19 protein-coding genes and 1 tRNA gene are annotated in these 19,743 nt (G+C 71.4%); 10 read left to right on the top strand and 10 right to left on the bottom strand.

Features of this window, described 5'->3' with window-relative positions:
• Nucleotides 1-138: 138 nt before the first annotated feature.
• The gene (gene paaN / locus SLV14N_RS20370; protein ID WP_263270523.1) at nucleotides 139-1,821 is read left to right on the top strand and encodes a phenylacetic acid degradation protein PaaN; all 1,683 of its coding nucleotides are present in this window, start codon (nucleotides 139-141) and stop codon (nucleotides 1,819-1,821) included.
• Between the two features lie 67 nt (nucleotides 1,822-1,888).
• Here paaN and SLV14N_RS20365 read toward each other — a convergent pair whose 3' ends face one another.
• The 3 genes from SLV14N_RS20365 to SLV14N_RS20355 all read right to left on the bottom strand — a co-directional run bounded on the left by SLV14N_RS20365 (nucleotide 1,889) and on the right by SLV14N_RS20355 (nucleotide 4,622).
• Entirely contained in the window at nucleotides 1,889-2,563 is a 675-nt protein-coding gene (locus SLV14N_RS20365; protein ID WP_263270522.1) for a TrmH family RNA methyltransferase, read from the bottom strand.
• Nucleotides 2,560-3,876 (bottom strand): HTTM domain-containing protein, encoded by a 1,317-nt coding sequence (locus SLV14N_RS20360; protein ID WP_263270521.1) that lies wholly within the window; start codon nucleotides 3,874-3,876, stop codon nucleotides 2,560-2,562. Before SLV14N_RS20360 ends, SLV14N_RS20365 begins: the two co-directional genes overlap by 4 nt.
• 74 nt (nucleotides 3,877-3,950) lie before the next feature.
• Complete coding sequence (locus SLV14N_RS20355; protein WP_263270520.1) at nucleotides 3,951-4,622, bottom strand: DUF5819 family protein; 672 nt, start codon at nucleotides 4,620-4,622, stop codon at nucleotides 3,951-3,953.
• A 169-nt stretch (nucleotides 4,623-4,791) separates the two neighbouring features.
• On the opposite strand from SLV14N_RS20355, the gene paaA reads away from it, so the two are divergent.
• The 6 genes from paaA to SLV14N_RS20325 all read left to right on the top strand — a co-directional run bounded on the left by paaA (nucleotide 4,792) and on the right by SLV14N_RS20325 (nucleotide 9,962).
• Nucleotides 4,792-5,742: a 1,2-phenylacetyl-CoA epoxidase subunit PaaA gene (paaA, locus tag SLV14N_RS20350; RefSeq protein WP_208682488.1), complete on the top strand. Its 951-nt coding sequence runs from the start codon at nucleotides 4,792-4,794 to the stop codon at nucleotides 5,740-5,742.
• A complete protein-coding gene (gene paaB, locus SLV14N_RS20345) occupies nucleotides 5,739-6,062 on the top strand; it encodes a 1,2-phenylacetyl-CoA epoxidase subunit PaaB (protein WP_127152004.1) in 324 nt (107 codons plus the stop codon). The genes paaA and paaB overlap by 4 nt, the downstream gene beginning before the upstream one ends.
• Nucleotides 6,062-6,778, top strand: coding sequence for a 1,2-phenylacetyl-CoA epoxidase subunit PaaC (gene paaC, locus SLV14N_RS20340; protein WP_263270519.1), 717 nt, complete (start codon nucleotides 6,062-6,064; stop codon nucleotides 6,776-6,778). The genes paaB and paaC overlap by 1 nt, the downstream gene beginning before the upstream one ends.
• Complete coding sequence (paaD, locus tag SLV14N_RS20335; RefSeq protein WP_018092699.1) at nucleotides 6,772-7,269, top strand: 1,2-phenylacetyl-CoA epoxidase subunit PaaD; 498 nt, start codon at nucleotides 6,772-6,774, stop codon at nucleotides 7,267-7,269. The genes paaC and paaD overlap by 7 nt, the downstream gene beginning before the upstream one ends.
• Complete coding sequence (paaE, locus tag SLV14N_RS20330; protein ID WP_093640941.1) at nucleotides 7,269-8,312, top strand: 1,2-phenylacetyl-CoA epoxidase subunit PaaE; 1,044 nt, start codon at nucleotides 7,269-7,271, stop codon at nucleotides 8,310-8,312. The genes paaD and paaE overlap by 1 nt, the downstream gene beginning before the upstream one ends.
• 516 nt (nucleotides 8,313-8,828) lie before the next feature.
• A complete protein-coding gene (locus tag SLV14N_RS20325) occupies nucleotides 8,829-9,962 on the top strand; it encodes an acyl-CoA dehydrogenase family protein (RefSeq protein WP_263270518.1) in 1,134 nt (377 codons plus the stop codon).
• 320 nt (nucleotides 9,963-10,282) lie between these two features.
• On the opposite strand, the gene SLV14N_RS20320 is transcribed toward SLV14N_RS20325, so the two are convergent.
• The 4 genes from SLV14N_RS20320 to SLV14N_RS20305 form a co-directional block, all read right to left on the bottom strand.
• A complete protein-coding gene (locus tag SLV14N_RS20320) occupies nucleotides 10,283-10,627 on the bottom strand; it encodes a rhodanese-like domain-containing protein (protein WP_208682481.1) in 345 nt (114 codons plus the stop codon).
• A 10-nt stretch (nucleotides 10,628-10,637) separates the two neighbouring features.
• Complete coding sequence (locus SLV14N_RS20315; protein WP_317633715.1) at nucleotides 10,638-11,780, bottom strand: hypothetical protein; 1,143 nt, start codon at nucleotides 11,778-11,780, stop codon at nucleotides 10,638-10,640.
• A gap of 348 nt (nucleotides 11,781-12,128) precedes the next feature.
• Nucleotides 12,129-13,571 carry a DUF2252 domain-containing protein gene (locus SLV14N_RS20310; protein WP_263270517.1) on the bottom strand — a complete coding sequence of 481 codons (1,443 nt, stop codon included), beginning with the start codon at nucleotides 13,569-13,571 and terminating at the stop codon, nucleotides 12,129-12,131.
• 174 nt (nucleotides 13,572-13,745) lie between these two features.
• Nucleotides 13,746-15,122 (bottom strand): ABC transporter permease, encoded by a 1,377-nt coding sequence (locus SLV14N_RS20305; protein WP_263270516.1) that lies wholly within the window; start codon nucleotides 15,120-15,122, stop codon nucleotides 13,746-13,748.
• A 120-nt stretch (nucleotides 15,123-15,242) separates the two neighbouring features.
• Between SLV14N_RS20305 and SLV14N_RS20300 the strand changes: the two genes are divergently transcribed.
• Nucleotides 15,243-15,677 carry a MarR family winged helix-turn-helix transcriptional regulator gene (locus tag SLV14N_RS20300; protein WP_208682477.1) on the top strand — a complete coding sequence of 145 codons (435 nt, stop codon included), beginning with the start codon at nucleotides 15,243-15,245 and terminating at the stop codon, nucleotides 15,675-15,677.
• A gap of 92 nt (nucleotides 15,678-15,769) precedes the next feature.
• On the opposite strand, the gene SLV14N_RS20295 is transcribed toward SLV14N_RS20300, so the two are convergent.
• Complete coding sequence (locus tag SLV14N_RS20295; RefSeq protein ID WP_208682475.1) at nucleotides 15,770-16,132, bottom strand: helix-turn-helix domain-containing protein; 363 nt, start codon at nucleotides 16,130-16,132, stop codon at nucleotides 15,770-15,772.
• A gap of 125 nt (nucleotides 16,133-16,257) precedes the next feature.
• Here SLV14N_RS20295 and SLV14N_RS20290 point away from each other — a divergent pair, with 125 nt between their 5' ends.
• Nucleotides 16,258-16,908, top strand: a complete 651-nt coding sequence (locus tag SLV14N_RS20290) for an FMN-dependent NADH-azoreductase (protein WP_208682473.1) — start codon at nucleotides 16,258-16,260, stop codon at nucleotides 16,906-16,908.
• 198 nt (nucleotides 16,909-17,106) lie between these two features.
• On the opposite strand, the gene SLV14N_RS20285 is transcribed toward SLV14N_RS20290, so the two are convergent.
• Nucleotides 17,107-18,354, bottom strand: a complete 1,248-nt coding sequence (locus SLV14N_RS20285) for an MFS transporter (RefSeq protein WP_263270515.1) — start codon at nucleotides 18,352-18,354, stop codon at nucleotides 17,107-17,109.
• A 112-nt stretch (nucleotides 18,355-18,466) separates the two neighbouring features.
• Between SLV14N_RS20285 and SLV14N_RS20280 the strand changes: the two genes are divergently transcribed.
• Nucleotides 18,467-19,393, top strand: a complete 927-nt coding sequence (locus SLV14N_RS20280; RefSeq protein WP_263270514.1) for a LysR family transcriptional regulator — start codon at nucleotides 18,467-18,469, stop codon at nucleotides 19,391-19,393.
• Nucleotides 19,394-19,588: 195 nt separating this feature from the next.
• On the opposite strand, the gene SLV14N_RS20275 is transcribed toward SLV14N_RS20280, so the two are convergent.
• Nucleotides 19,589-19,672 (bottom strand) — tRNA-Leu (locus SLV14N_RS20275).
• Nucleotides 19,673-19,743 lie beyond the last annotated feature (71 nt).

The following is a 19,743-nucleotide window of genomic DNA, read 5'->3' as shown; positions in this document are numbered from 1 at the left end:
TCCTCCCCGACCGACTTTTCCACAGGCTGGCCGGGCCCTCTTGCCCCGACCGATCGTTCGGTTACTCTAACTCCGTTGCCTTGTCCGCTCCCAGCCCTTATCCACTCTCCGCCCGGCTCGACGAGGAGTTGGTCATCGATGGCCGCCGAAATGACCGCAGCGCAGTTGATCGAGAAGCACCGCCCGACCCTCGACCAGACGCTGGAGGCGATCCGCACCCGCGCGTACTGGTCCCCGCACCCCGAGCACCCGAAGGCGTACGGCGAGACCGCCGCACCCGACGGGCTGGCCGCCTTCGAGGCGCTGCGCGGCAAGCGGTTCGAGCTCGACCAGCCCGGCACGGACGACTGGACGGGCGAGGAAGTCTCGCCGTACGGCCCGGAGTTGGGCATTACCTACCCGCATCCGGATGTGGACGAACTGCTGCCTGCCATGCGCGCCGCGCTCCCCGTCTGGCGGGACGCCGGTCCCGAGACGCGGGCGGCGGTGTGCCTGGAGATCCTGGCCCGGATCAGTGCGCGCACCCATGAGTTCGCGCAGGCCGTGATGCACACCAGCGGCCAGGCCTTCATGATGGCGTTCCAGGCGGGCGGGCCGCATGCCCAGGACCGTGGCCTGGAGGCGGTGGCGTATGCGTACGCCGAGCAGGTCCGCACGCCGCAGCAGGCGCCGTGGTCCAAGCCGCAGGGCAAGCGTGACCCGCTCGAGCTGTCCAAGAGCTTCACGGCCGTACCGCGCGGTGTCGCCCTGGTGATCGGCTGCAACACCTTCCCGACGTGGAACGGCTACTCCGGCCTGTTCGCCTCTCTGGCGACCGGCAACCCGGTGCTCGTCAAACCGCATCCGCGCGCCGTGCTGCCGCTGGCGCTGACCGTCAAGGTGGCCCGCGAGGTGCTCACCGAGGCCGGTTTCCCCGCCGACCTGGTGTGCCTGGCCGTGGACAGGCCGGGTGAGGGCCTGGCCAAGACACTGGCCGTCCGCCCCGAGGTCCGCATCATCGACTACACCGGCTCGACCGCCTTCGGCGACTGGCTGGAGACACATGCCCGGCAGGCGCAGGTCTTCACGGAGAAGGCCGGCGTCAACACCGTCGTCATCGACTCCACCGGCGACTACAAGGGCATGCTCAGCAACCTCGCGTTCTCGCTGTCGCTCTACAGCGGCCAGATGTGCACCACCCCGCAGAATCTGCTGATCCCGCGCGACGGCATCAGCACGGACGCCGGCCCGAAGTCGTACGACGAGGTGGTCAGCGATCTCGCGGGCGCGGTGAGCGGCCTGCTGGGCGATGACGCACGGGCCAACGCCCTGCTGGGCGCCATCGTCAATCCGCAGGTCAAGGAGCGGCTCGACGCGGCTGTCGGGCTCGGCGAGGTGGCGCTGCCCTCCCGTGAGGTGGTCAACCCCGAGTTCCCCGGGGCCACGGTCCGTACACCGGTGATCGTCAAGCTGGACGGCGCCAAGCCGGACGACGAGGCGGCCTATCTGTCGGAGTGCTTCGGCCCGGTGTCCTTCGCGGTGGCCGTCGATTCCGCGGCCGACGCGGTGGATCTGCTGCGGCGCACGGTCCGCGACAAGGGCGCCATGACGGTCGGCGCGTACACCACCTCGCCCGAGGTCGAGCAGCTGGTGGAGGAGGCCTGCCTGGAGGAGTGCGCCCAGCTGTCGCTGAACCTGACCGGCGGCGTCTATGTGAACCAGACCGCGGCGTTCTCGGACTTCCATGGCTCGGGCGGCAACCCGGCGGCCAATGCCGCGCTGTGCGACGGCGCCTTTGTGGCGAACCGCTTCCGGACGGTGGAGGTGCGCCGGCCGGCGTGACCGGCGCGGCCCGGGCCCGGGACCTGTTCCTGGGCCCCGCCCGGCGGCCGGCGGTGCCCAGGGACTGTCAGAGGCCGCCCGGCCCCTCGATCCGCGCATGGCGGCCGATCCAGGCGTGCATCGCGATGGCGGCCGCGGCCCCCGCGTTGATCGAGCGGGTCGAGCCGAACTGCGCGATCGAGCAGACCAGCGAGGCGTGCCGGCGCGCTTCCTCGGTCAGCCCCGGCCCCTCCTGGCCGAACAGCAGCACACAGCGGCGCGGCAGCTCGGTCGTCTCCAGCGGTACGGCGCCGGGGAGATTGTCGATCCCGATGATCGGCAGCTCCTCGGCCGCCGCCCAGGCGGTGAGGTCGGCGGTGTCCGGGTGGTGGCGGACGTGCTGGTAGCGGTCGGTCACCATCGCGCCGCGGCGGTTCCAGCGGCGCTGCCCGACGATATGGATCTCCTTGGCCAGGAACGCGTTCGCGGTCCGGACGACCGAGCCGATGTTGAAGTCGTGGCCCCAGTTCTCGACGGCCACATGGAAGTCATGGCGGCGGGTGTCGAGGTCGGCGACGATCGCCTCGCGCGTCCAGTAGCGGTATTGGTCGACGACATTGCGGCGGTCGCCGTGCGCGAGCAGCTCGGCGTCGAACCGCTCGTCCTGCGGCCAGGGCTGCGGATGCGGTCCGACGCCGATCTGGGGCCCGTACCCCTCGTCGTACTGGAGGGGCTCGGCGGGGGCGGTTTTCTCGCTGCTCACCCCACGAGCGTATGGCCACCGCCGCTGTGCTCCGTACGGGCGTCCGGCTCACCGCCGCCGGAACCGCCGGCCGGGCGGGCCGGTCCGCCGCGCGAGAACAGCCGTTCACGCAGACCGGAGATCCGCCCGGAGAGCCAGGTCAGGAATTTCGTCGGCAGGAACACCGCGTCCGCGGTGACCATCGCGAGCGAGAAGAACGGCAGCCCCAGCAGGAACGCGATCGTGAGGTGCTCACAGATCATCGCGACCAGCAGCACATTCTTCAGCCGGCGGTTGAAGAGCGTGAACGGGAAGGCGACCTGCACGATCACCGTGCCGTAGGTGATCAGCATGATCATCACGCCGTTGCTGCCCAGGAGCTCGGACAGCGCCGGCCAGGGCGAGAAGTAGTCCAGGTGCATCGGGAAGTAGACCGCGGTGCCGTCCTGCCATCGACTGCCCTGGATCTTGTACCAGCCGGCGGTGGCGTAGATCAGGCAGACCTCGACCATGATCACCAGCAGTGCGCCGTTGTGGGCGAGCTTGGCGAGGGTGTCCAGTACGACACGGGGCTCGCCGGGCGCGTACCGCTGCACCGCCCACCACAGGCCGTGCGTCGCCCACAGCCCCCACAGCACCAGGCTCCAGCCGATGTGCGGGAACGGGCCGTTCTCGAACCAGCCGAGGCCGTAGTTGCCGCCCAGCTGGGCGACGGCCAGGGCGAGGCCGAGCACGGCCCACAGGATGACGCCGGGCAGATCGCGGGAGCCGGTGGGAGCACCGGATTCGTCCGCGGCGGCCGCGGCCCGCTTCGCCCGGCGCGCGTCCAGCGACCAGACCTGCCCGCAGCGGGTCAGCACGAGATACATCGACATCAGGTGGATGACGTTGTCGCCACCGTCCCCTATGAAGATGCTGCGGTTCTGCAGCGAGATCACGCCGACCATGAAGAGCACCGACATGGTGCGGGTGCGCCAGCCGAGCATCAGCAGCGCGCTGGCCACGATGGCCATCAGGTAGACGCACTCGAACCAGCCGCGGCCGTCGGACCAGGGCAGGACGGAGAAGGCGTGGTTGCCGCTCAGCAGCCGGCGCGCCATGTCCAGGCTCCAGGGGCTGTCGGGCCCGTAGAGAACCTCGCGGTGCGGCCATTCCCGCAGCAGGAAAAACAGCCAGGTCGCCGAGAAGCCGATCCGGATCACGGCGGTCTGGTAGGGAGCCAGCGCCCGATCTGTGACGTACCGAAAACCGCGGCCGATGGCCCGCTCGATACGGGTCTCTTCGTAGGGAGCGGGCTCCTGGGGAGCCTGTGGTGCCTGCGCTTGCTGAGGCACGTCGGTCGGCTCCATGGGGAGCTCGGGCTGCTGTGCGCCGGGCGTCTGGTGAGGCTGCTGGGGCGTCGGTGACGTCACTGGTTCTTCGCCCCCTCGGGCAGGTCGTCTGCGGTGACCTGCCACCAGGGCAGTACGCGGAACACGGGCTTGTCGCTGATCTTCTCGGAGCTCCACGGCGGCGGACGGACCGCCGTCGTCTGCGAGCGGACCTGAACCTGCTCGATCCGGCCGCCGCTCCTGGTCCACTCGTCCTCCATCCGGAACAGCACGATCCGCCGGATGTAGCGCTCGGACAGCTCACCGCGCAGGCCCACCGGGCGGTTCTGCGCGTTGTGGGTGTTGAGGAAGAGTTCCCACCCGCGGCGCAGCTGGTTCTGCTGGGTGTGGCTGGGCAACGGGTTGTGGAGGATGGCCCGGCCGTCGCGGGCGGTCAGATCGGTCCAACCGGTGGTCCGCGCGGCGCCGTCCTCGGTGCGCAGCTGTGCGCGGACCTGGACGTCGCTGTTCTGCTGGAGCGGATTGGGTGCGAACAGCTTCCAGTTCTGCTCGTACTCGGGATAGACGTAGTCGCTGATCAGGGCGCCCTGCTGCTTGCTGAGCGTGTTCGACGGCGCGACGTGCAAGAACATCATGGCGAGGTGCATCGCGACGACGACCGCGATGGCACAGGCCGCTGTTCCGATGACGATCCGCGAGGGCAGCGAGAGCGCGGCCAGTGGCCGCGATTCGTCCCCGTATGACTGCATTCCCGCCCCGTTCCCAGAATCCAAGCGGCTGACTCCGCTTCGGAACCGTACCTAGGCGGCCCCGCCGGGCACACCTCCCCCGAGTTATCCACAGGCTTGACACCCGGGGTCCGCCCACTCACCATTGAACCGAACGATCGGTCGGTCGGGAGCAGCGAGGGGGCACCACATGACGACGATCGCGCCGGAAGAGACGGCCCGAGAGGCCGTATTCGACGCCACCGTGGCCGCGGAAGAGCGCATCGAGCCGCGGGACTGGATGCCGGACGCCTACCGCTCGACACTCGTGCGGCAGATAGCGCAGCACGCCCACTCCGAGATCATCGGCATGCAGCCCGAGGCCAACTGGATCACCCGGGCGCCGTCCCTGCGCCGCAAGGCGATCCTGATGGCGAAGGTGCAGGACGAGGCCGGCCACGGCCTGTATCTCTACAGCGCCGCCGAAACCCTGGGCACCGGCCGCGACGAGCTGCTGGACAAGCTGCACTCCGGCCGCCAGAAGTACTCCTCGATCTTCAACTACCCGACCCTGACCTGGGCCGACGTCGGAGCCATCGGCTGGCTGGTGGACGGCGCGGCGATCACCAACCAGGTCCCGCTGTGCCGGTGTTCGTACGGCCCCTACGCCCGCGCCATGGTCCGCATCTGCAAGGAGGAGTCCTTCCATCAGCGCCAGGGCTACGAACTCCTGCTGACCCTCAGCCGCGGCACCGAGGCCCAGCACGCCATGGCGCAGGACGCGGTGGACCGCTGGTGGTGGCCGTCCCTGATGATGTTCGGCCCGCCGGACGACGAGTCGTCACACTCCGCGCAGTCCATGGCCTGGAAGATCAAGCGGCACTCCAACGACGACCTGCGCCAGCGCTTCGTGGACATCTGCGTCCCCCAGGCCGAGACCCTCGGACTGACGCTCCCCGACCCGGATCTGACGTGGAACGAAGAGCGCGGTCACTGGGACTTCGGCCCGATCGACTGGGCCGAGTTCCGCGAGGTCCTCAAGGGCAACGGCCCCTGCAATGAACAACGGATCAGCCGCCGGCGACAGGCCCATGAGGAAGGCGCCTGGGTGCGCGAAGCAGCCGCCGCCCACGCGGCCAAGCACGGGAAGGCCACCCGATGACCACACCACGCCCCGCCGAACCCGCCACCGCCGCCGCGCCCACCGACTGGCCCCTGTGGGAGGTCTTCGTCCGCAGCCGCCGCGGTCTGTCGCACACCCACGCCGGCAGCCTGCACGCACCGGACGCCGAGATGGCGCTGCGCAACGCCCGCGACCTCTACACCCGCCGCTCGGAAGGCATCTCCATCTGGGTGGTGCCCTCGGCGCAGGTCACCGCCTCCTCGCCGGACGAGAAGGACGCCTTCTTCGAACCGGCCGGCGACAAGCCCTACCGCCACCCGACCTTCTACGAGATCCCGGACGGGGTGCATCACCTTTGATGAACATCACCGCCACCCCGGCCCTGCCCCTCGGGGACGACGCCCTGATCCTCTCCCACCGCCTGGGCGAGTGGGCCGGCCACGCCCCGGTTCTGGAGGAGGAGGTCGCCCTGGCCAATATCGCGCTGGACCTGCTCGGCCAGGCCCGCGTACTGCTCTCCCTGGCCGGCGACGAGGACGAGCTGGCCTACCTGCGCGAGGAGCGGCAGTTCCGCAATCTCCAGCTCGTGGAACAGCCCAACGGCGACTTCGCCCACACCATCGCCCGCCAGCTCTACTTCTCCACCTACCAGGAGCTGCTGTTCGACCATCTCGCCGCAACGGAGGGCGAGTTGGCGCCACTGGCCGGGAAGGCCGTCAAGGAGGTCGCCTACCACCGCGACCACGCCCACCAGTGGACGCTGCGCCTGGGCGACGGCACCGACGAGAGCCGCGCCCGCATGCAACGCGCCCTGGATTCCCTGTGGCAGTTCACCGGCGAACTCTTCGAGCCGGTGGACGGACTGGAAACGGTGCCCTGCGCGGCCCTGGAAGACAGCTGGACCACCCGCATCACCGCCACTCTGGAACAAGCCACCCTCACCGTCCCCGAAGGGCCCCGGCACGGCGCCTGGCGAGCCGGGGCGGGCCGCCAGGGACTGCACACCGAATCGTTCGGACGGCTGCTGGCCGAGATGCAGCACCTCCACCGCAGCCACCCGGGGGCGACATGGTGACCACCACCGCCCTCGAGGAGGAACTGCTGGCACTGGCCGGCTCCGTTCCCGACCCCGAGCTGCCGGTGCTCACCCTCGCCGAGCTGGGCGTGCTGCGCGGTGTGCAGCTCACGGCCCCCGGCCGGGTCGAGGTGCAGCTCACCCCGACGTACACCGGCTGCCCCGCCATCGAGGCGATGTCGGCCGACATAGAGCGGGTGCTGCACGACCACGGCATACCCGACGTCGAGGTGCGTACGGTCCTCAGCCCTCCGTGGACCACGGACGCGATCACCGCCGAGGGGCGCCGCAAGCTCGCCGAATTCGGTATCGCACCGCCACGTCCCACGGGGCCGGCCGGCGGACCGGTCGCCGTCGACCTCACCATCCGCTGCCCCCACTGCGGATCGACCGACACCACCCTGCTGAGCCGGTTCTCCTCCACGGCGTGCAAGGCACTGCGCCGCTGTGAGTCCTGCCGCGAACCCTTCGACCACTTCAAGGAGTTGTGATGTTCCACCCGCTCCAGGTCCGGGAGATCGAGCGGCTCACGGACGACGCGGTGGCCGTCACCTTCGCGGTCCCGCCCGAGCTGCGCACGGCCTTCCGGCACACCCCAGGGCAGCACATCGCGCTGCGCAGATCGGTCGACGGCCAGGAGATCCGCCGTACGTACTCCATCTGCACCCCGGCCACCGACCAGCCCGTGCTGCGCGTGGGCATCCGGCTGGTCGAGGACGGTGCGTTCTCGACGTACGCGCTCAAGGAACTGGCGGTCGGCGACACGGTGGACGTCATGGCCCCGGCAGGCAGGTTCACCCTCGAACCGCGCCCCGGCCACTTCGTCGGAATCGTCGGCGGCAGCGGCATCACCCCCGTGCTGTCCATCGCCGCCACCCTGCTCGCCCAGCAGCCGGACGCCCGCTTCTGCCTCATCCGCAGTGACCGTACGGCGGCGTCGACGATGTTTCTGGAGGAGGTGGCCGACCTCAAGGACCGCTATCCCCAGCGCTTCCAGCTCATCCACACCCTCTCCCGCGAGGAACAACAGGCCGGCCTGCCCTCCGGCCGCCTGGACGAGGCCCGGCTCCGCTCCCTCCTGCCCGCGCTCCTGAAGATCGACTCCGTCGACGGCTGGTACCTCTGCGGCCCCTACGGCCTGGTCCAGGGCGCCGAACGCGCCCTGCGCGCCCTCGATGTGCCCCGCACCCACATCCACGAAGAGATCTTCCACGTCGACAACGGCACCCCGACCGCCCCCGCAGCCGCCACTCCCGCGCACAGCACCGTGACCGCCACCCTCGACGGCCGCTCCGGAAGCTGGCCCGTCCACGACAGCGAATCCCTGCTCGAAGCAGTCCTGCGCAACCGCGCGGACGCCCCGTACGCGTGCAAGGGCGGCGTCTGCGGCACCTGCCGCGCCTTCCTGGTCTCGGGCGAGGTCCGCATGGACCGCAACTTCGCCCTGGAATCCGACGAGGTCGACGCCGGTTACGTGCTGGCCTGCCAGTCCCACCCGGTCACGGAGAAGGTCGAGCTGGACTTCGACCGATAAGACCGACCCGAGCGGGTCAGCCCCACGAGCCGGGCGCGGACGCCCCACCGGTCGGCGCCCCGGCCGCCACACCAGGGCGGCGTCTCGGCCCCGGACGCCCCGCCCCTTGATGCCTGGTTCCGTTTGATGCCTGGTTCCGTGCCTAGCTGCATCCGGGAGGCCGCCTGAGCCGCTTGGCCACGCCGAGGTCCCCACCTTCACCGCCGAGGACCCGCCGCTGGTCCGCGTGCCCTGAAGCCCGACATCGGCAACCGGCCCCGGCATCGGCATCGGTCTTCGCAACCGGGCTCGGCTTCGGACTTCGGCTTCGGCCTCTTTCCGGCAGGTGCCGACATCGAGGCGGTCACCGAAGCCGGTGCCGGCCGGAGCCCAGCACGTCCCATCCGCTCCCCAGCCGCCTCCTTCGCCCACCCTCAGCTCCCTCGCCCTTCCGCCGCCTCCGCCATTCCCAATTCCTGCAACATGTTCTACCTTGACGCTTCGTCAGATCGAGGCGCCGCGTGGGAGGACAGAGCAGTGGACTTCACCTTCACCGAGGAGCAGCAGGCCGCCGTCGAAGCGGCGAGGGCCGTCTTCTCGGGGGTCGCTCCGGACAGTGTGCCCAGCCCGGCACTCACCCCCGGTGCAGTCGCCGACGACTTCGACCGCGCGCTCTGGCACAAGCTCGCCGACACCGATCTGCTGAGCCTGCCGATCGCGCCCGAGCACGGCGGCGCAGGCCTGGACCCGATCGCGCTCTGCCTCGTACTCCGCGAGTCGGCCAAGGTGCTGGCACGGGTACCACTGCTGGAGTCCGGAGCCGCCGCACTCACCCTCCAGCGTTATGCGACCGACGAACTCTGTGCCGAGGTGCTCCCCCGGATCGGTGCCGGGGACCTCGTCGTGACCGTCGCCGCCCACGGCCGCACCGGCCACGAACCGGCCGACCTCGCCGTGGAAGCCCATCAGGAAGGGGCCGAGTGGGTCCTCGACGGCGTCCAGACCGCTGTCCCCTGGGCCCGGACCGCGGACCGGGTCCTGCTCCCCGCCCGCACCCCCGAAGGCCACACCGTCCTCGCCCTCGCTCCCCGCACCCACCCCGGAGTCACGCTCGACGACCAGGTGTCCACCAGCGGAGAGCCGCTCGCCGAGGTCCTGCTGGATTCCGTACATATCAGCGCCCGGGAAACGATCACCGACCCCGCAGCCTGGGACTCGCTGCGCCACGTTCTGACCACCGGCACCTGCGCACTCGCCCTGGGGCTCGGGGAACGCGTACTGGCCATGACCAGCGACTACACGAGCAAGCGCGAACAGTTCGGGTTTCCGGTGGCCACCTTCCAGGCCGTCGCCTGCCAGGCCGCCGATCGCTTCATCGACCTGCGTGCCATGGAGGCCACGCTCTGGCAGGCCGCCTGGCGTCTCACCACCGAAGCGGCCGGCCCGCTACCGCTCGCCGGTGATGTGGCGGTCGCCAAGATCTGGGCCTCCGAGGGCGTACGCCGCGTCGTCCAGACCGCTCAGCATCTGCACGGTGGCTTCGGCGCCGACACCGACTACCCGCTGCACCGCTACCACGCCTGGGCCAAGCAGCTCGAGCTCTCCCTCGGCCCCGCCGCGGCCCACGAGGAGTCCCTGGGCGAGCTGCTCGCGGCACATCCGCTGGGCTGAGCCGAGTACAAGCCGGAGCGTGTGCCCGGTCGGCGGGGTGCCGGGTCGCCGAAGGGGCGCCGGGTTTCAGGGTTCTGGCCACGGGCCGCCACGGGTCACGGGTGGCGACCGCCGGCCGCCGCACACTCCGTCAACAGCCCGGACGATCATCCGGTGCGGCCTCCGTCGACCACCAGGGAGGAGGCGACTGACGACTGTTCGGGAGCTGATAGCTACCCGGGGCTGATGACTGTCCCGGGGGAGGACGACCACCCGGGCGGACAACCCTCCAGCCACCCGACAGCCCAACTCTCCGGCTCTCCGGCTCTCCGGCTCTCCGGCTAGACGACCGAACCCGAGCCGCCCTTGCCGTCCGAGACCGGACGGCCGGCGGCCTCCCATGCCTGCATGCCGCCCGCGACGTTCACCGCGTCGACGCCCTGCTGGATCAGGTACTGCGCCACCTGTGCCGAGCGCCCGCCGACCCGGCAGAGCACGTACACCTTGCCGTCCTGGGGAGCCGCCTCGGTCAACTCCCCGTAGCGGGCGACGAATTCGCTCATCGGGATGTGCAGCGCGCCCTCGGCGTGCCCCGCCTCCCACTCGTCGTCCTCGCGCACATCCAGGAGGAAGTCCTCCGACGTGAGAGTGTCGACACCGACCGTGGGCACAGAACCAAATTGCATGGTCTCGACGCTACCCGACCAGCTGCGCGAGGTACGTCTCGCGTTCCGCGACATCGGCGAGCAGCTTCTCGGCGATCTCGTCCAGCAGCGCGTCCGGGTCCTCCGGCGCCATCTTGATCATCGCGCCGATCGCGCTCTCCTCCAACTCGGCGGCCATCGCGGCCAGCAGCTCCTTGCGCTCGGCCAGCCACTCCAGCCGCGCGTAGAGCTCCTCGCTCTCGCTGAGCCGCTCCTCGACCGGCGCGGGACCGGCCTCCCACTCCCGCGCCAGCTCGCGCAGCACCGTCTCATCGCCCTGGGCGTATGCCATGTTGACCCGCGCGATGAAGGCGTCCCGCCGCGCACGCTCCGCGTCGTCCCGCGCCAGGTCCGGGTGGGCCTTGCGCACCAGGTCGCGGTAGACCTTGCGGGCCTCTTCGCTGGGCCGCACCTTCTGCGGCGGCTGCACCGACCGCTCGGTGAGCATCGCCTCGGCCTCGGGAAACAGCCCGTCCGAACCCATCCAGCCGTGGAACAGCTCCTCGACCTCCGGCATCGGCAGCACCGACGCCCGCGCCTCCCGCGCCTTACGGAGGTCCGCGGGATCGCCCGTACGCGCCGCCACCGCCTCGGCGATCTGCGCGTCCAGCTCGTCCAACCGTGCGTACATGGGGCCGAGCCGCTGGTGGTGCAGGCGGGAGAAGTTCTCCACCTCCACCCGGAAGGTCTCCACCGCGATCTCGAACTCGATCAGCGCCTGCTCCGCGGCCAGCACCGCCTTCGCCAGCCGCCGGGTCGCCTCGTCCTGCGCCGCGGTCGCCTGCTCGTCCGGCACACCACCCGGCTCGGGCTCTTCCGCGACCTGACCGATCCCCGGCTCGGAAGCCCCGGCCGGACCGACGCCCTCATCGGACCCCGCCCCGGCCCCACCGATGCCCTGATCAGGCCCTGCCGCGGCCTGACCCACGGGTGGATCGGTGTGGGTCCCGCGGCCGAGGTCCAACCCCTCCGAGCCCGCGACCTGATCTTCCGGGCCGTTGTCGTGCCCGAGCTGGGCGCTCTGCCCGCCGTCGCGGGCGTCCGGTGCCTGCGGGTCGGCCTGGGCGTCCGGGGTGCCCGGTACGTCCGGTCGGTGCTGGCCGTCCTGCGCGTTCTCCGCGTGCGAGTTCGTCACCCGGCCAGCGTACGGCCCCGCCGGGCGCGGTCCTCCACGGCCGTTCAATCGCTTCCTGCTGGGATCGGGGCCCCCTCCCCCCAGCCCACCCACCCCACCTACCTCCCACCGCCAACCGCCCCCAAGCCCCCCACACCCCGACCCGACCGCCCCCAAGCCCCCCAGCAGCCCCGGACCCACCAAGCCCGCAACCCACCCCGAACCGACCACCGAACCCGAGCCCGAGCCCGACCACCAAGCCCCAGCCCGCCAACACCCAGAGCCCACGAGCCCACGAGCCCACCAGCGCCCCACACCCCAGCCCCAGGCTCAGCCCCTGAGCCCGAGCCCGCCCCCGACCTCCCCTCCTCACACCCCCATCTCTGCCTCAACCCGCCCGCTCTTCACCGCCGCTGTCAGGGCCGCGTGGTCCGCTTCCGTGCGGTCTGCGTAGGAGACCGCGAAGGCGGCTATGGCCTCGTCCAGTTCGTCGTTCTTACCGCAGTAGCCGGCCAGCAGGCGCGGGTCGGCGCTGTGGGAGTGCGCACGGGCCAGGAGGGCGCCGGTCATCCGGGCGTAGTCGTCCATCTGGTCGCCGGAGAGCTGCGTCGGGTCCACGCTGCCCTTGCGGTTTCTGAACTGGCGGACCTGGACGGGCAGCCCTTCCTGTGGGCCGCTGCCCGAGGCCACGCCCCCCGTGCCCGCAGATGCCACGCCCTGCACCGTCGTCCAGCCCAGCAGGATGTCACTGACCACCTGCATCCGGCGCTGCCCGAGCACCACCCGGCGGCCCTCGTGCACCACCGACGGCACCGGGAAGCCGGCCTTCTCCGCGAAGGGCGCCAGCACCGAACTGCGTGCCTCCTTCACCTGCAGGACCAGCGGCTCGCCCCGGTGATCCAACAGCAGCACCACATACGACCGCAGGCCCACACTGCCCGTGCCGACCACGCGGAAGGCCACATCGTGCACCGCGTACCGGGCCAGCAGGGGCAGCCGGTGCTCGGCGACCGTGTCCAGATAGCCGGTGAGGGACGCGGCCACGGCTGCCGCCTCCGCATCCGGCACCTGCCGCAGCACCGGCTGTGCATCCACGAACCGGCGGCCGCCGTCCGCCGTCGGCTCCGTCGCCTTGGCCGCGAACCGCGCGCTGGTGTTCTTGCGGGCCTTCTCCGCGACCCGCTCCAGCGTTCCCAGCAGATCCCGGGCGTCGGCGTGCGAGACCAGCTCCTCGTCGGCGATCGCGTTCCACGCCCCGATGACCGGCAGCTTGGCCAGCAGCCGCATCGTGCGCCGGTAGGAACCCGCCACGTCCAGTGCCGCCTTGCGGCAGTCGTCCTCGTCGGCGCCGGCCTCCCGGCCGGCCAGCACGATCGATGTCGCGAGCCGCTTCAGATCCCACTCCCACGGCCCGTGCAGGGTCTCGTCGAAGTCGTTGAGGTCGATGACGAGGCCGCCGCGGGCGTCGCCGTAGAGACCGAAGTTGGCGGCGTGCGCATCTCCGCATATCTGCGTGCCGATGCCGGTCACCGGGCCGGCGGCCAGGTCGTACGCCATCAGGCCTGCGGAGCCGCGGAGGAAGGCGAAGGGGCTCACGGCCATCCGCCCGACCCGTATCGGCGTCAGCTCGGGCAGCCGGCCGGCGTTGGACTCCTCGACCGCCGCGACCGCGTCCGGCCGCCCGTCCGCGATCGACAGTACGGCCTGCCCGGAACGCGGGAGCCGCTCCCGCAGCGCCCGCCCCACGGCCTTGGGCGACAGCCCCTGTGCATCCGGATGGGCAAACCCCGGTACGTACGGCACACGCGGCATAGCGGGCCACCTCCCCCTTCACGACCTGTGTCCGGTGTTCTTGATGTCCTTGCGCTTCAGTTTCTCTGTGTACTGCGCTCGTCCGCGCGCCGGGCGGTTCCGGTCTGCCGACGTGCATGACGTTACCGAGGTCCCGGCGCGGCCCGCAGAGCCTGTGGATAACTTTCCGGACGGCTAGACGCCCACCACTTCCTCCATCTCCTCCTCCCTCTCGCCCTCCAGCGCCGCGGCCGCCTCCGCGGACCCGTGACCCGCCCCCGCTCCCCCTGCCGTCCGCACCGGCCGGCCGCTCCGTTCCGGAGCCGGTTCCGGCACCGTCGCCGCCACCGCGGCCGCCGCCACCGCCGCGGCATGGGCCGCCGCCTCCGCCTCCGCGGTACGCCGCCGCTTCTCGGCCAGGGCCGCCACCCCGATCGTCACCAGGCCGACGACCAGCCACCACACCAGCGTCCAGAAGTGTCCCGACAGCCCGTAGCCGTCGAAGTAGACATGGCTGCGGGTGCCTTCCACGAAGCCCGCACCGTTCCAGAAGGAGTGCAGCGCCGCGAAGAACCCGTTCTGCATCTCGGGGCGGAAGATCCCGCCGGAGGACGTGAAGTTGAGCATCACGAAGAGGGTCATCACACCGAGCGTCGTCCAGCGCCTGAGGAAGGTGTGCAGGCCGGTGCCGATCAGCAGAATGCTCGCGGAGTAGAGCCAGGCCATGCCCCACAGGCCGCCGAGACCGTGGTCGACGAGGTGGAAGACCGGGCCGGCGAACGCCGTCCCGATGAGGCCGACGACGAAGGAGGTCCCAAGGGCCAGCGCCGCCCGCAGCCGGAGCGGCAGCACGGCTCCGGCGCCGCCGATCACGGCGACCGAGGCGTACGAGCCGATGCTGATCGCGACCAGCAGGAAGAAGATGCCCTGACCGGTCGGGTCCTCCTCGGTGGTCGGCGCCACGTCCGTGACCTTCAGCGGGGTGCCCTGTTGCGCCGCGATCGGGGTGAAGACCTTCTGGACGACGGTTGCGCTGGTGTCGGAGGCAGCCGTCGCCACCAGCAGCTCGGGCACCGGCTTCCCCCTGCCCGCCACCCCGCTGGCACCGGACAGGCCCGCCGACGTACTCAACGCACTCGCTGCACCCGCCTCACCGGCCCTGTCCGCCCCGTCCACCCCGTGCGAAGCCCCCTTCGCCCCCGACGCATCCGCCGTGCCCGCCGCACCCTTCGCACCATGCGCAGGGATCACATACGCGCCGAAGATGTCCTGGTGCTTGAGCCGGTCGACCGCCGCCGACCGGTCACCGACAGTCCGTACGTCCAGTTCACCGCCCGCCTTGTCGTTGATCGACTGGGCGAGCAGCTGGGCGCTCCGGCCCGGTCCGACGACGGCGACGGGCAGGTGGTGCGGCGCGGGGTGCGCGAAGGCGCCCAGATACGCCAGTCCCATCCCGATGCACATCAGCAGCGGGGTGATCAGGTGCGTCAGGACGTGACGCAGCCCGGTGGCGTGGGCGCCGCGCGCGGCACGGCGCTCGCTTCGGTGGTCGGGACGTCGGACCGTACTCATGGGCCAGGCCCTCTCAGCTCGCCGGATCAGCTGTCGCCACCAGGTGGCCGGAAGCAGTAGTTGGCTATTACAACTCTCAATCACGTTGTACTGTACAACTACCTCTACGAAAGGCAACCCGTGGCTCACCGCGAGGACTCCGTCGAGACCATCCAGCAGGAGATGACCGCGTTCGCCCGCCGAGCCCGCGCGGCCGCCGCCCGGATGCATCCCGAGCTGTCGCTGGTCTCCTACACCCTGCTTGCGCACCTCGATGACCAGCAGGGATGCCGCGCCACGGACCTCGCGGCGCACTACTTCCTGGACAAGTCCACGGTCAGCCGGCAGATCGCCGCACTGGAGAAACTCGGCTTCGTCGAGCGCCGCGTCGACCCGGAGGACCACCGGGTACAGGTGCTGCACCCCACCGGGAAGGGCGCCCAGGTGCTCGCCAACGTCACCGCCAGCCGCCGCCAGGCGTTCCACGAGCGGCTGGCCGACTGGGACGAGGAAGACCTCGACCGCTTCGCGACGTATCTGCGCCGCTACAACGCCGCACAGGAACGGCTGGGGTAAGCGGGGCAAGACAGCCACCCGAGCACCACCCCGAGCGGGCCCCAAAGACGGAGGCCGCCGCACCGCCCGCCGGCGCCCCCGCCCCGCGGCGTCTACTTCCGGAACCGCTCCGGACACTGCCCGCCGTCGGCGAGGTAGGTCTCCGCCCAGCGCCCCAGCTCCTTGAGCGCGGGCTCCATCGCCAGACCGGCCTCCGTCAGCCGGTACGAGACCCGCAGCGGCGGCCCCGCGTCCACCTCGCGGACGACCAGGCCGGTCGCCGCCAGCTCCATGAGGCGGTCGGAGAGCATCCGCTCACTGATCCCGGGGATGGCCCGCCGCAGCTCGGCGAAGTGCACCGGCCCCGGCATCAGGGTGGCGACGATCAGCCCCGTCCAGCGCTTCCCGAACAGCTCGAAGACGCGCGTCATCCTGCCGTCGACCTGCCTGCACATCGCCTCGCCGTGGTCCGCCATACACCCAGAGTACCGCCTTCCCGTTGGCTACTGCGGAAAAGTAAGTTCCTGTGCTATCAATAGTGACGTACGGAATTCAATCAGCGGTCGCGCACCGCCCGGCCGCCTACCGAAGGACCGATCCCATGGCCACGCTTCTGCTCATCGACTCCTCCGTCTTTCCCGAGGGCGGCTCCGCCTCCCGTTCGGTCACCGCGGCCTTCCGCAAGGCCTGGGAGGAGCAGCACCCCGACGGCACCGTGATCCACCGCGACCTGGCCGCCGATCCGCTGCCGCACCTCGACGGCGTCGGCACCTCCGCCGGCTTCTCCGACCCGGCCACCCACACCCCCGAGCAGCAGGCAGCCTTCGCGCTGCGCGTCAAGCTCGCCGAGGAGCTGGAGCAGGCCGACGCGATCGTCATGGGTGCCCCGATGTACAACTTCACGATTCCCTCCACGCTCAAGGCGTGGCTCGACCAGGTGATCATCATGGGCCGTACGGCGGGGGAGCAGCCGTCGGCCAAGGGCACCCCGGTCACCGTCGTCGCCAGCCGCGGCGGTTCCTACGCCCCGGGCACGCCCCGTGAGTCCTTCGAGTACGTCCAGAACTACCTGGAGGCCGTGCTGAACGGCGGTCTGGGCCTCGAGGTCGACTTCATCGTCCCCGAGCTGACCATGGCCCCGAGCAACCCGGCGATGGCCGAGCTGATCCCGCTGTACGAGACCTCCCGCGACCAGGCCCACGAGGACGCGGCGGCCAAGGCCAAGGCTCTCGTCGAGCGCCTCGCCGCCTGAAGCACAGCCGAGACCCGAGCCGGGGAGTGGGCTGCCGGCACGGCCTCCCACGGCCTGACGCAGCCACCTCCCGGCGGGCGGCCGCCCGTATTGCATCGCCACCCACGCGCCCGCCCCGGGGGCACCGGGCCACGCGGCTCCTCCGCCCCGTGCCCACGCCCCCGGGCCCGCGCCCCTTGCCCGCCTTTACTCCGGGCCTCACTCCGGGCCCGAGGACACCTCCCGTACCGGTGCCCTCCCCACCCCCACCGCCACCAGCGCCCCCACGGCGAGCGCCCCGCCCAGCCACATCACACCGACCGCGCCCCAGCCGTCCGCGGCCCGCCCGCCGGCCAGCGCCCCCAGTGCGATGGCCCCGTTGAACACCGCCACGAAGAGTGCGGAGGCCGCCTCGCGCGCACCCGGTGCGGCCGCCATCAGCCAGGTCTGCGTGCTGACCGAGACGCCCCCGTAGGCCAGCCCCCATACGGCCACCACGAGCGCCGTCCCCGGCACCCCTGCCCCGCGCCCCACCAGCGGCATCAGCAACACCGCCCCCGCAAGCACCCCGCAGATCACCAGCAACGCCGCCCTTGGTGACCGCGCCGCCCCGGCCCCGGCCAGGAAGTTCCCGGCCAGCCCCGCGAGGCCGAACGCCAGCAGCAGCGTGCTGATCTGCCCGGCCTCCGCGCCGGCCACCTCCTCCAGCACCGGCCGCACATAGGTGTACGCCGCGAAGTGCCCGGTCACCAGGAGCGCCACCAGGACGAGCCCGGTCCGTACGGGGGCGCCGCGCAGCACGGCCAGCACCCCGTTCAGCCGCACCGCAGCCGTCTCCGGCAGCGGCGGCAGCAGTACGGCCAGCGCGACCGCGACCGCCCCGCAGACCACGGCCATCGCCCCGAACGCCGTTCGCCGGCCGCCCAGTTCACCCAGGAACGTGCCGGCCGGCACACCCAGTACGGACGCCGCCGCGACCCCGCTGAAGATCAGGGATGTCGCCGCCGCCACGCTCCGCGCGGGCACCAGCCGCACCGCGAGCCCCGCCGCGATCGCCCACACCCCGCCCATCCCCAACCCCACCAGCACCCGTGCCACCAGCAGCACCACGACATTCGGCGCATACGCCGCCAGCAGATTGGCCGCCGCCAGGGTGCCCATCAGGGCGACCAGCACCGCCCGCCGGTCCCGCCGCCCCACCAGCATCGTCAGCAACGGGGCCGACACCGCCGCGACCAAGCCTGTGACCGTCAGCGTCAGCCCCGCCGTACCGGCCGAGATCCGCAACTCCCGGCCGATCGGGGTCAACAGCCCCACCGGCAGCATCTCCGACGTCACCACCGTGAACGTCGCCGCGGCCAGCGCCCCGACCGCCGGCAGGCCACCGCCCCGCTTCCGCCCCGACTCCGCTGTTCGCGCGGCCACTTCGGCGCCCCGGGCCGCCGCCCCGCCCTCGATGTTCGTCATGCCCCCAGCCAACGCCCGCACCGCCGGGGGAACAACGGCCCACCTCTCACCCTTCTATGAGCAGGACTCATCGATCCACCGCGCAAAACCGCCCGATCCCCGGAGGAGCCCCATGAGCGGCCCGCCCGCCGCAACCGCCGGCCTGCCCGCCCCCGGCCTCGAACTCCGCGAGCTGGAATGCTTCCTCGTCCTCTCCGAGGAGCTCCACTTCGGCCGCACCGGTGAGCGGCTGTATGTCTCGCAGAGCCGCGTCAGCCAGCTGCTGCGCGCCCTGGAGTCGCGGATCGGCGCCCGGCTCGTGGACCGCACCAGCCGCCGGGTCCGCCTCACCCCGCTCGGCGAGGAGTTCCGTACCTCGCTGCGCCCCGCCTACGACGCGCTGCGCACCACCGTGGAGAGCGCCCGCAGCGCCGCCCGCGGGATCGAGGGCCGTCTGACGATCGGCTTTCAGGGCACCGCGGACGACCGGATCATGCGGGCCATCGACGTCTTCCACCGCCGTCACCCGGGCTGCGCCACCGAGATCGTCGAGATCCCGCTGTGCGATCCCTTCGGCGCACTGCGCAGCGGCGCGGTCGACGCCGCCGTGACGCTCCTGCCCGTCGCCGAGCCCGATCTCACCCTCGGCCCCGTCTTCCCGGCCCAGCAGCAGACCCTCGCCGTCTCCGTACGGCACCCCCTGGCGTCCCGCGCCACGATCGGCGCCGAGGATCTCGCCACCACCCCGCTGATCTCCGCGGCCGGCCCGGCGCCCGCCTACTGGCGCGCGGCACACGCCCCGGCAGCCACCCCGCAGGGCCGTCCGATCCCTGCGGGGCCAGGCGTCAGCACGCTGCAGGAGGGCCTCACCCTCGCCGCGGCCGGCCGCGGCGGCATGCTGCTGTGCCGCCCCACCGCCGACTACCACGGCCGCCGCGACCTCGTCTTCGTCCCCGTCACCGGCCTGCCGGGGTCGGTCCTGGGGCTGGTCCACCACACCGCCCGGGAAACCGCCCGGGTCCGCGCCTTCCGTACGGTCGTCACGGAGATCGCCGGGTGACGGAGGCCATGGCGGGGGCGGCAGCGGCCACGGTGAGGGCGGCGGCGGGCGCGGATGTGACGTAGGCCTCAACGGGCCGGCCGAGGCCTGCCCGTGAGGGCGTCCCCCACGGCGCCCGTGACGTACCCAACAACGTGATGAAGACAACGAAAGACCCCCGGCCCGGATTTCTCCGGAGACCGGGGGTCTCATCTGTGCGCGAGGGGGGAGTTGAACCCCCACGCCCTTTCGGGCACTGGAACCTGAATCCAGCGCGTCTGCCTATTCCGCCACCCGCGCATGGGTGCTGCCGATTGATTCTCTCACGTGATCCGGGCTGTTCCGTCCGGGTCTTGTGCGAGCGCCTTTCG

Origin of the sequence: Streptomyces sp. Je 1-4 4N24 (assembly GCF_026239515.1) — a bacterium.
GTDB classification, from domain to species: Bacteria; Actinomycetota; Actinomycetes; order Streptomycetales; family Streptomycetaceae; genus Streptomyces; species Streptomyces nigrescens.
The sequence above is the reverse complement of the archived record's forward strand: the minus strand, read 5'-3'. Positions and strand labels throughout refer to the sequence as shown.

What these genes read in the sequence shown, in the direction of transcription:
- paaN (WP_263270523.1), top strand. Translation starts at nt 139, where the DNA reads ATGGCCGCCGAAATGACCGCAGCGCAGTTGATCGAGAAGCACCGCCCG.
- SLV14N_RS20355 (WP_263270520.1), bottom strand. Translation starts at nt 4,622, where the DNA reads ATGCAGTCATACGGGGACGAATCGCGGCCACTGGCCGCGCTCTCGCTG.
- paaA (WP_208682488.1), top strand. Translation starts at nt 4,792, where the DNA reads ATGACGACGATCGCGCCGGAAGAGACGGCCCGAGAGGCCGTATTCGAC.
- paaB (WP_127152004.1), top strand. Translation starts at nt 5,739, where the DNA reads ATGACCACACCACGCCCCGCCGAACCCGCCACCGCCGCCGCGCCCACC.
- paaC (WP_263270519.1), top strand. Translation starts at nt 6,062, where the DNA reads ATGAACATCACCGCCACCCCGGCCCTGCCCCTCGGGGACGACGCCCTG.
- paaD (WP_018092699.1), top strand. Translation starts at nt 6,772, where the DNA reads ATGGTGACCACCACCGCCCTCGAGGAGGAACTGCTGGCACTGGCCGGC.
- paaE (WP_093640941.1), top strand. Translation starts at nt 7,269, where the DNA reads ATGTTCCACCCGCTCCAGGTCCGGGAGATCGAGCGGCTCACGGACGAC.
- SLV14N_RS20320 (WP_208682481.1), bottom strand. Translation starts at nt 10,627, where the DNA reads ATGCAATTTGGTTCTGTGCCCACGGTCGGTGTCGACACTCTCACGTCG.
- SLV14N_RS20310 (WP_263270517.1), bottom strand. Translation starts at nt 13,571, where the DNA reads ATGCCGCGTGTGCCGTACGTACCGGGGTTTGCCCATCCGGATGCACAG.
- SLV14N_RS20305 (WP_263270516.1), bottom strand. Translation starts at nt 15,122, where the DNA reads ATGAGTACGGTCCGACGTCCCGACCACCGAAGCGAGCGCCGTGCCGCG.
- SLV14N_RS20295 (WP_208682475.1), bottom strand. Translation starts at nt 16,132, where the DNA reads ATGGCGGACCACGGCGAGGCGATGTGCAGGCAGGTCGACGGCAGGATG.
- SLV14N_RS20290 (WP_208682473.1), top strand. Translation starts at nt 16,258, where the DNA reads ATGGCCACGCTTCTGCTCATCGACTCCTCCGTCTTTCCCGAGGGCGGC.
- SLV14N_RS20285 (WP_263270515.1), bottom strand. Translation starts at nt 18,354, where the DNA reads ATGACGAACATCGAGGGCGGGGCGGCGGCCCGGGGCGCCGAAGTGGCC.
- SLV14N_RS20280 (WP_263270514.1), top strand. Translation starts at nt 18,467, where the DNA reads ATGAGCGGCCCGCCCGCCGCAACCGCCGGCCTGCCCGCCCCCGGCCTC.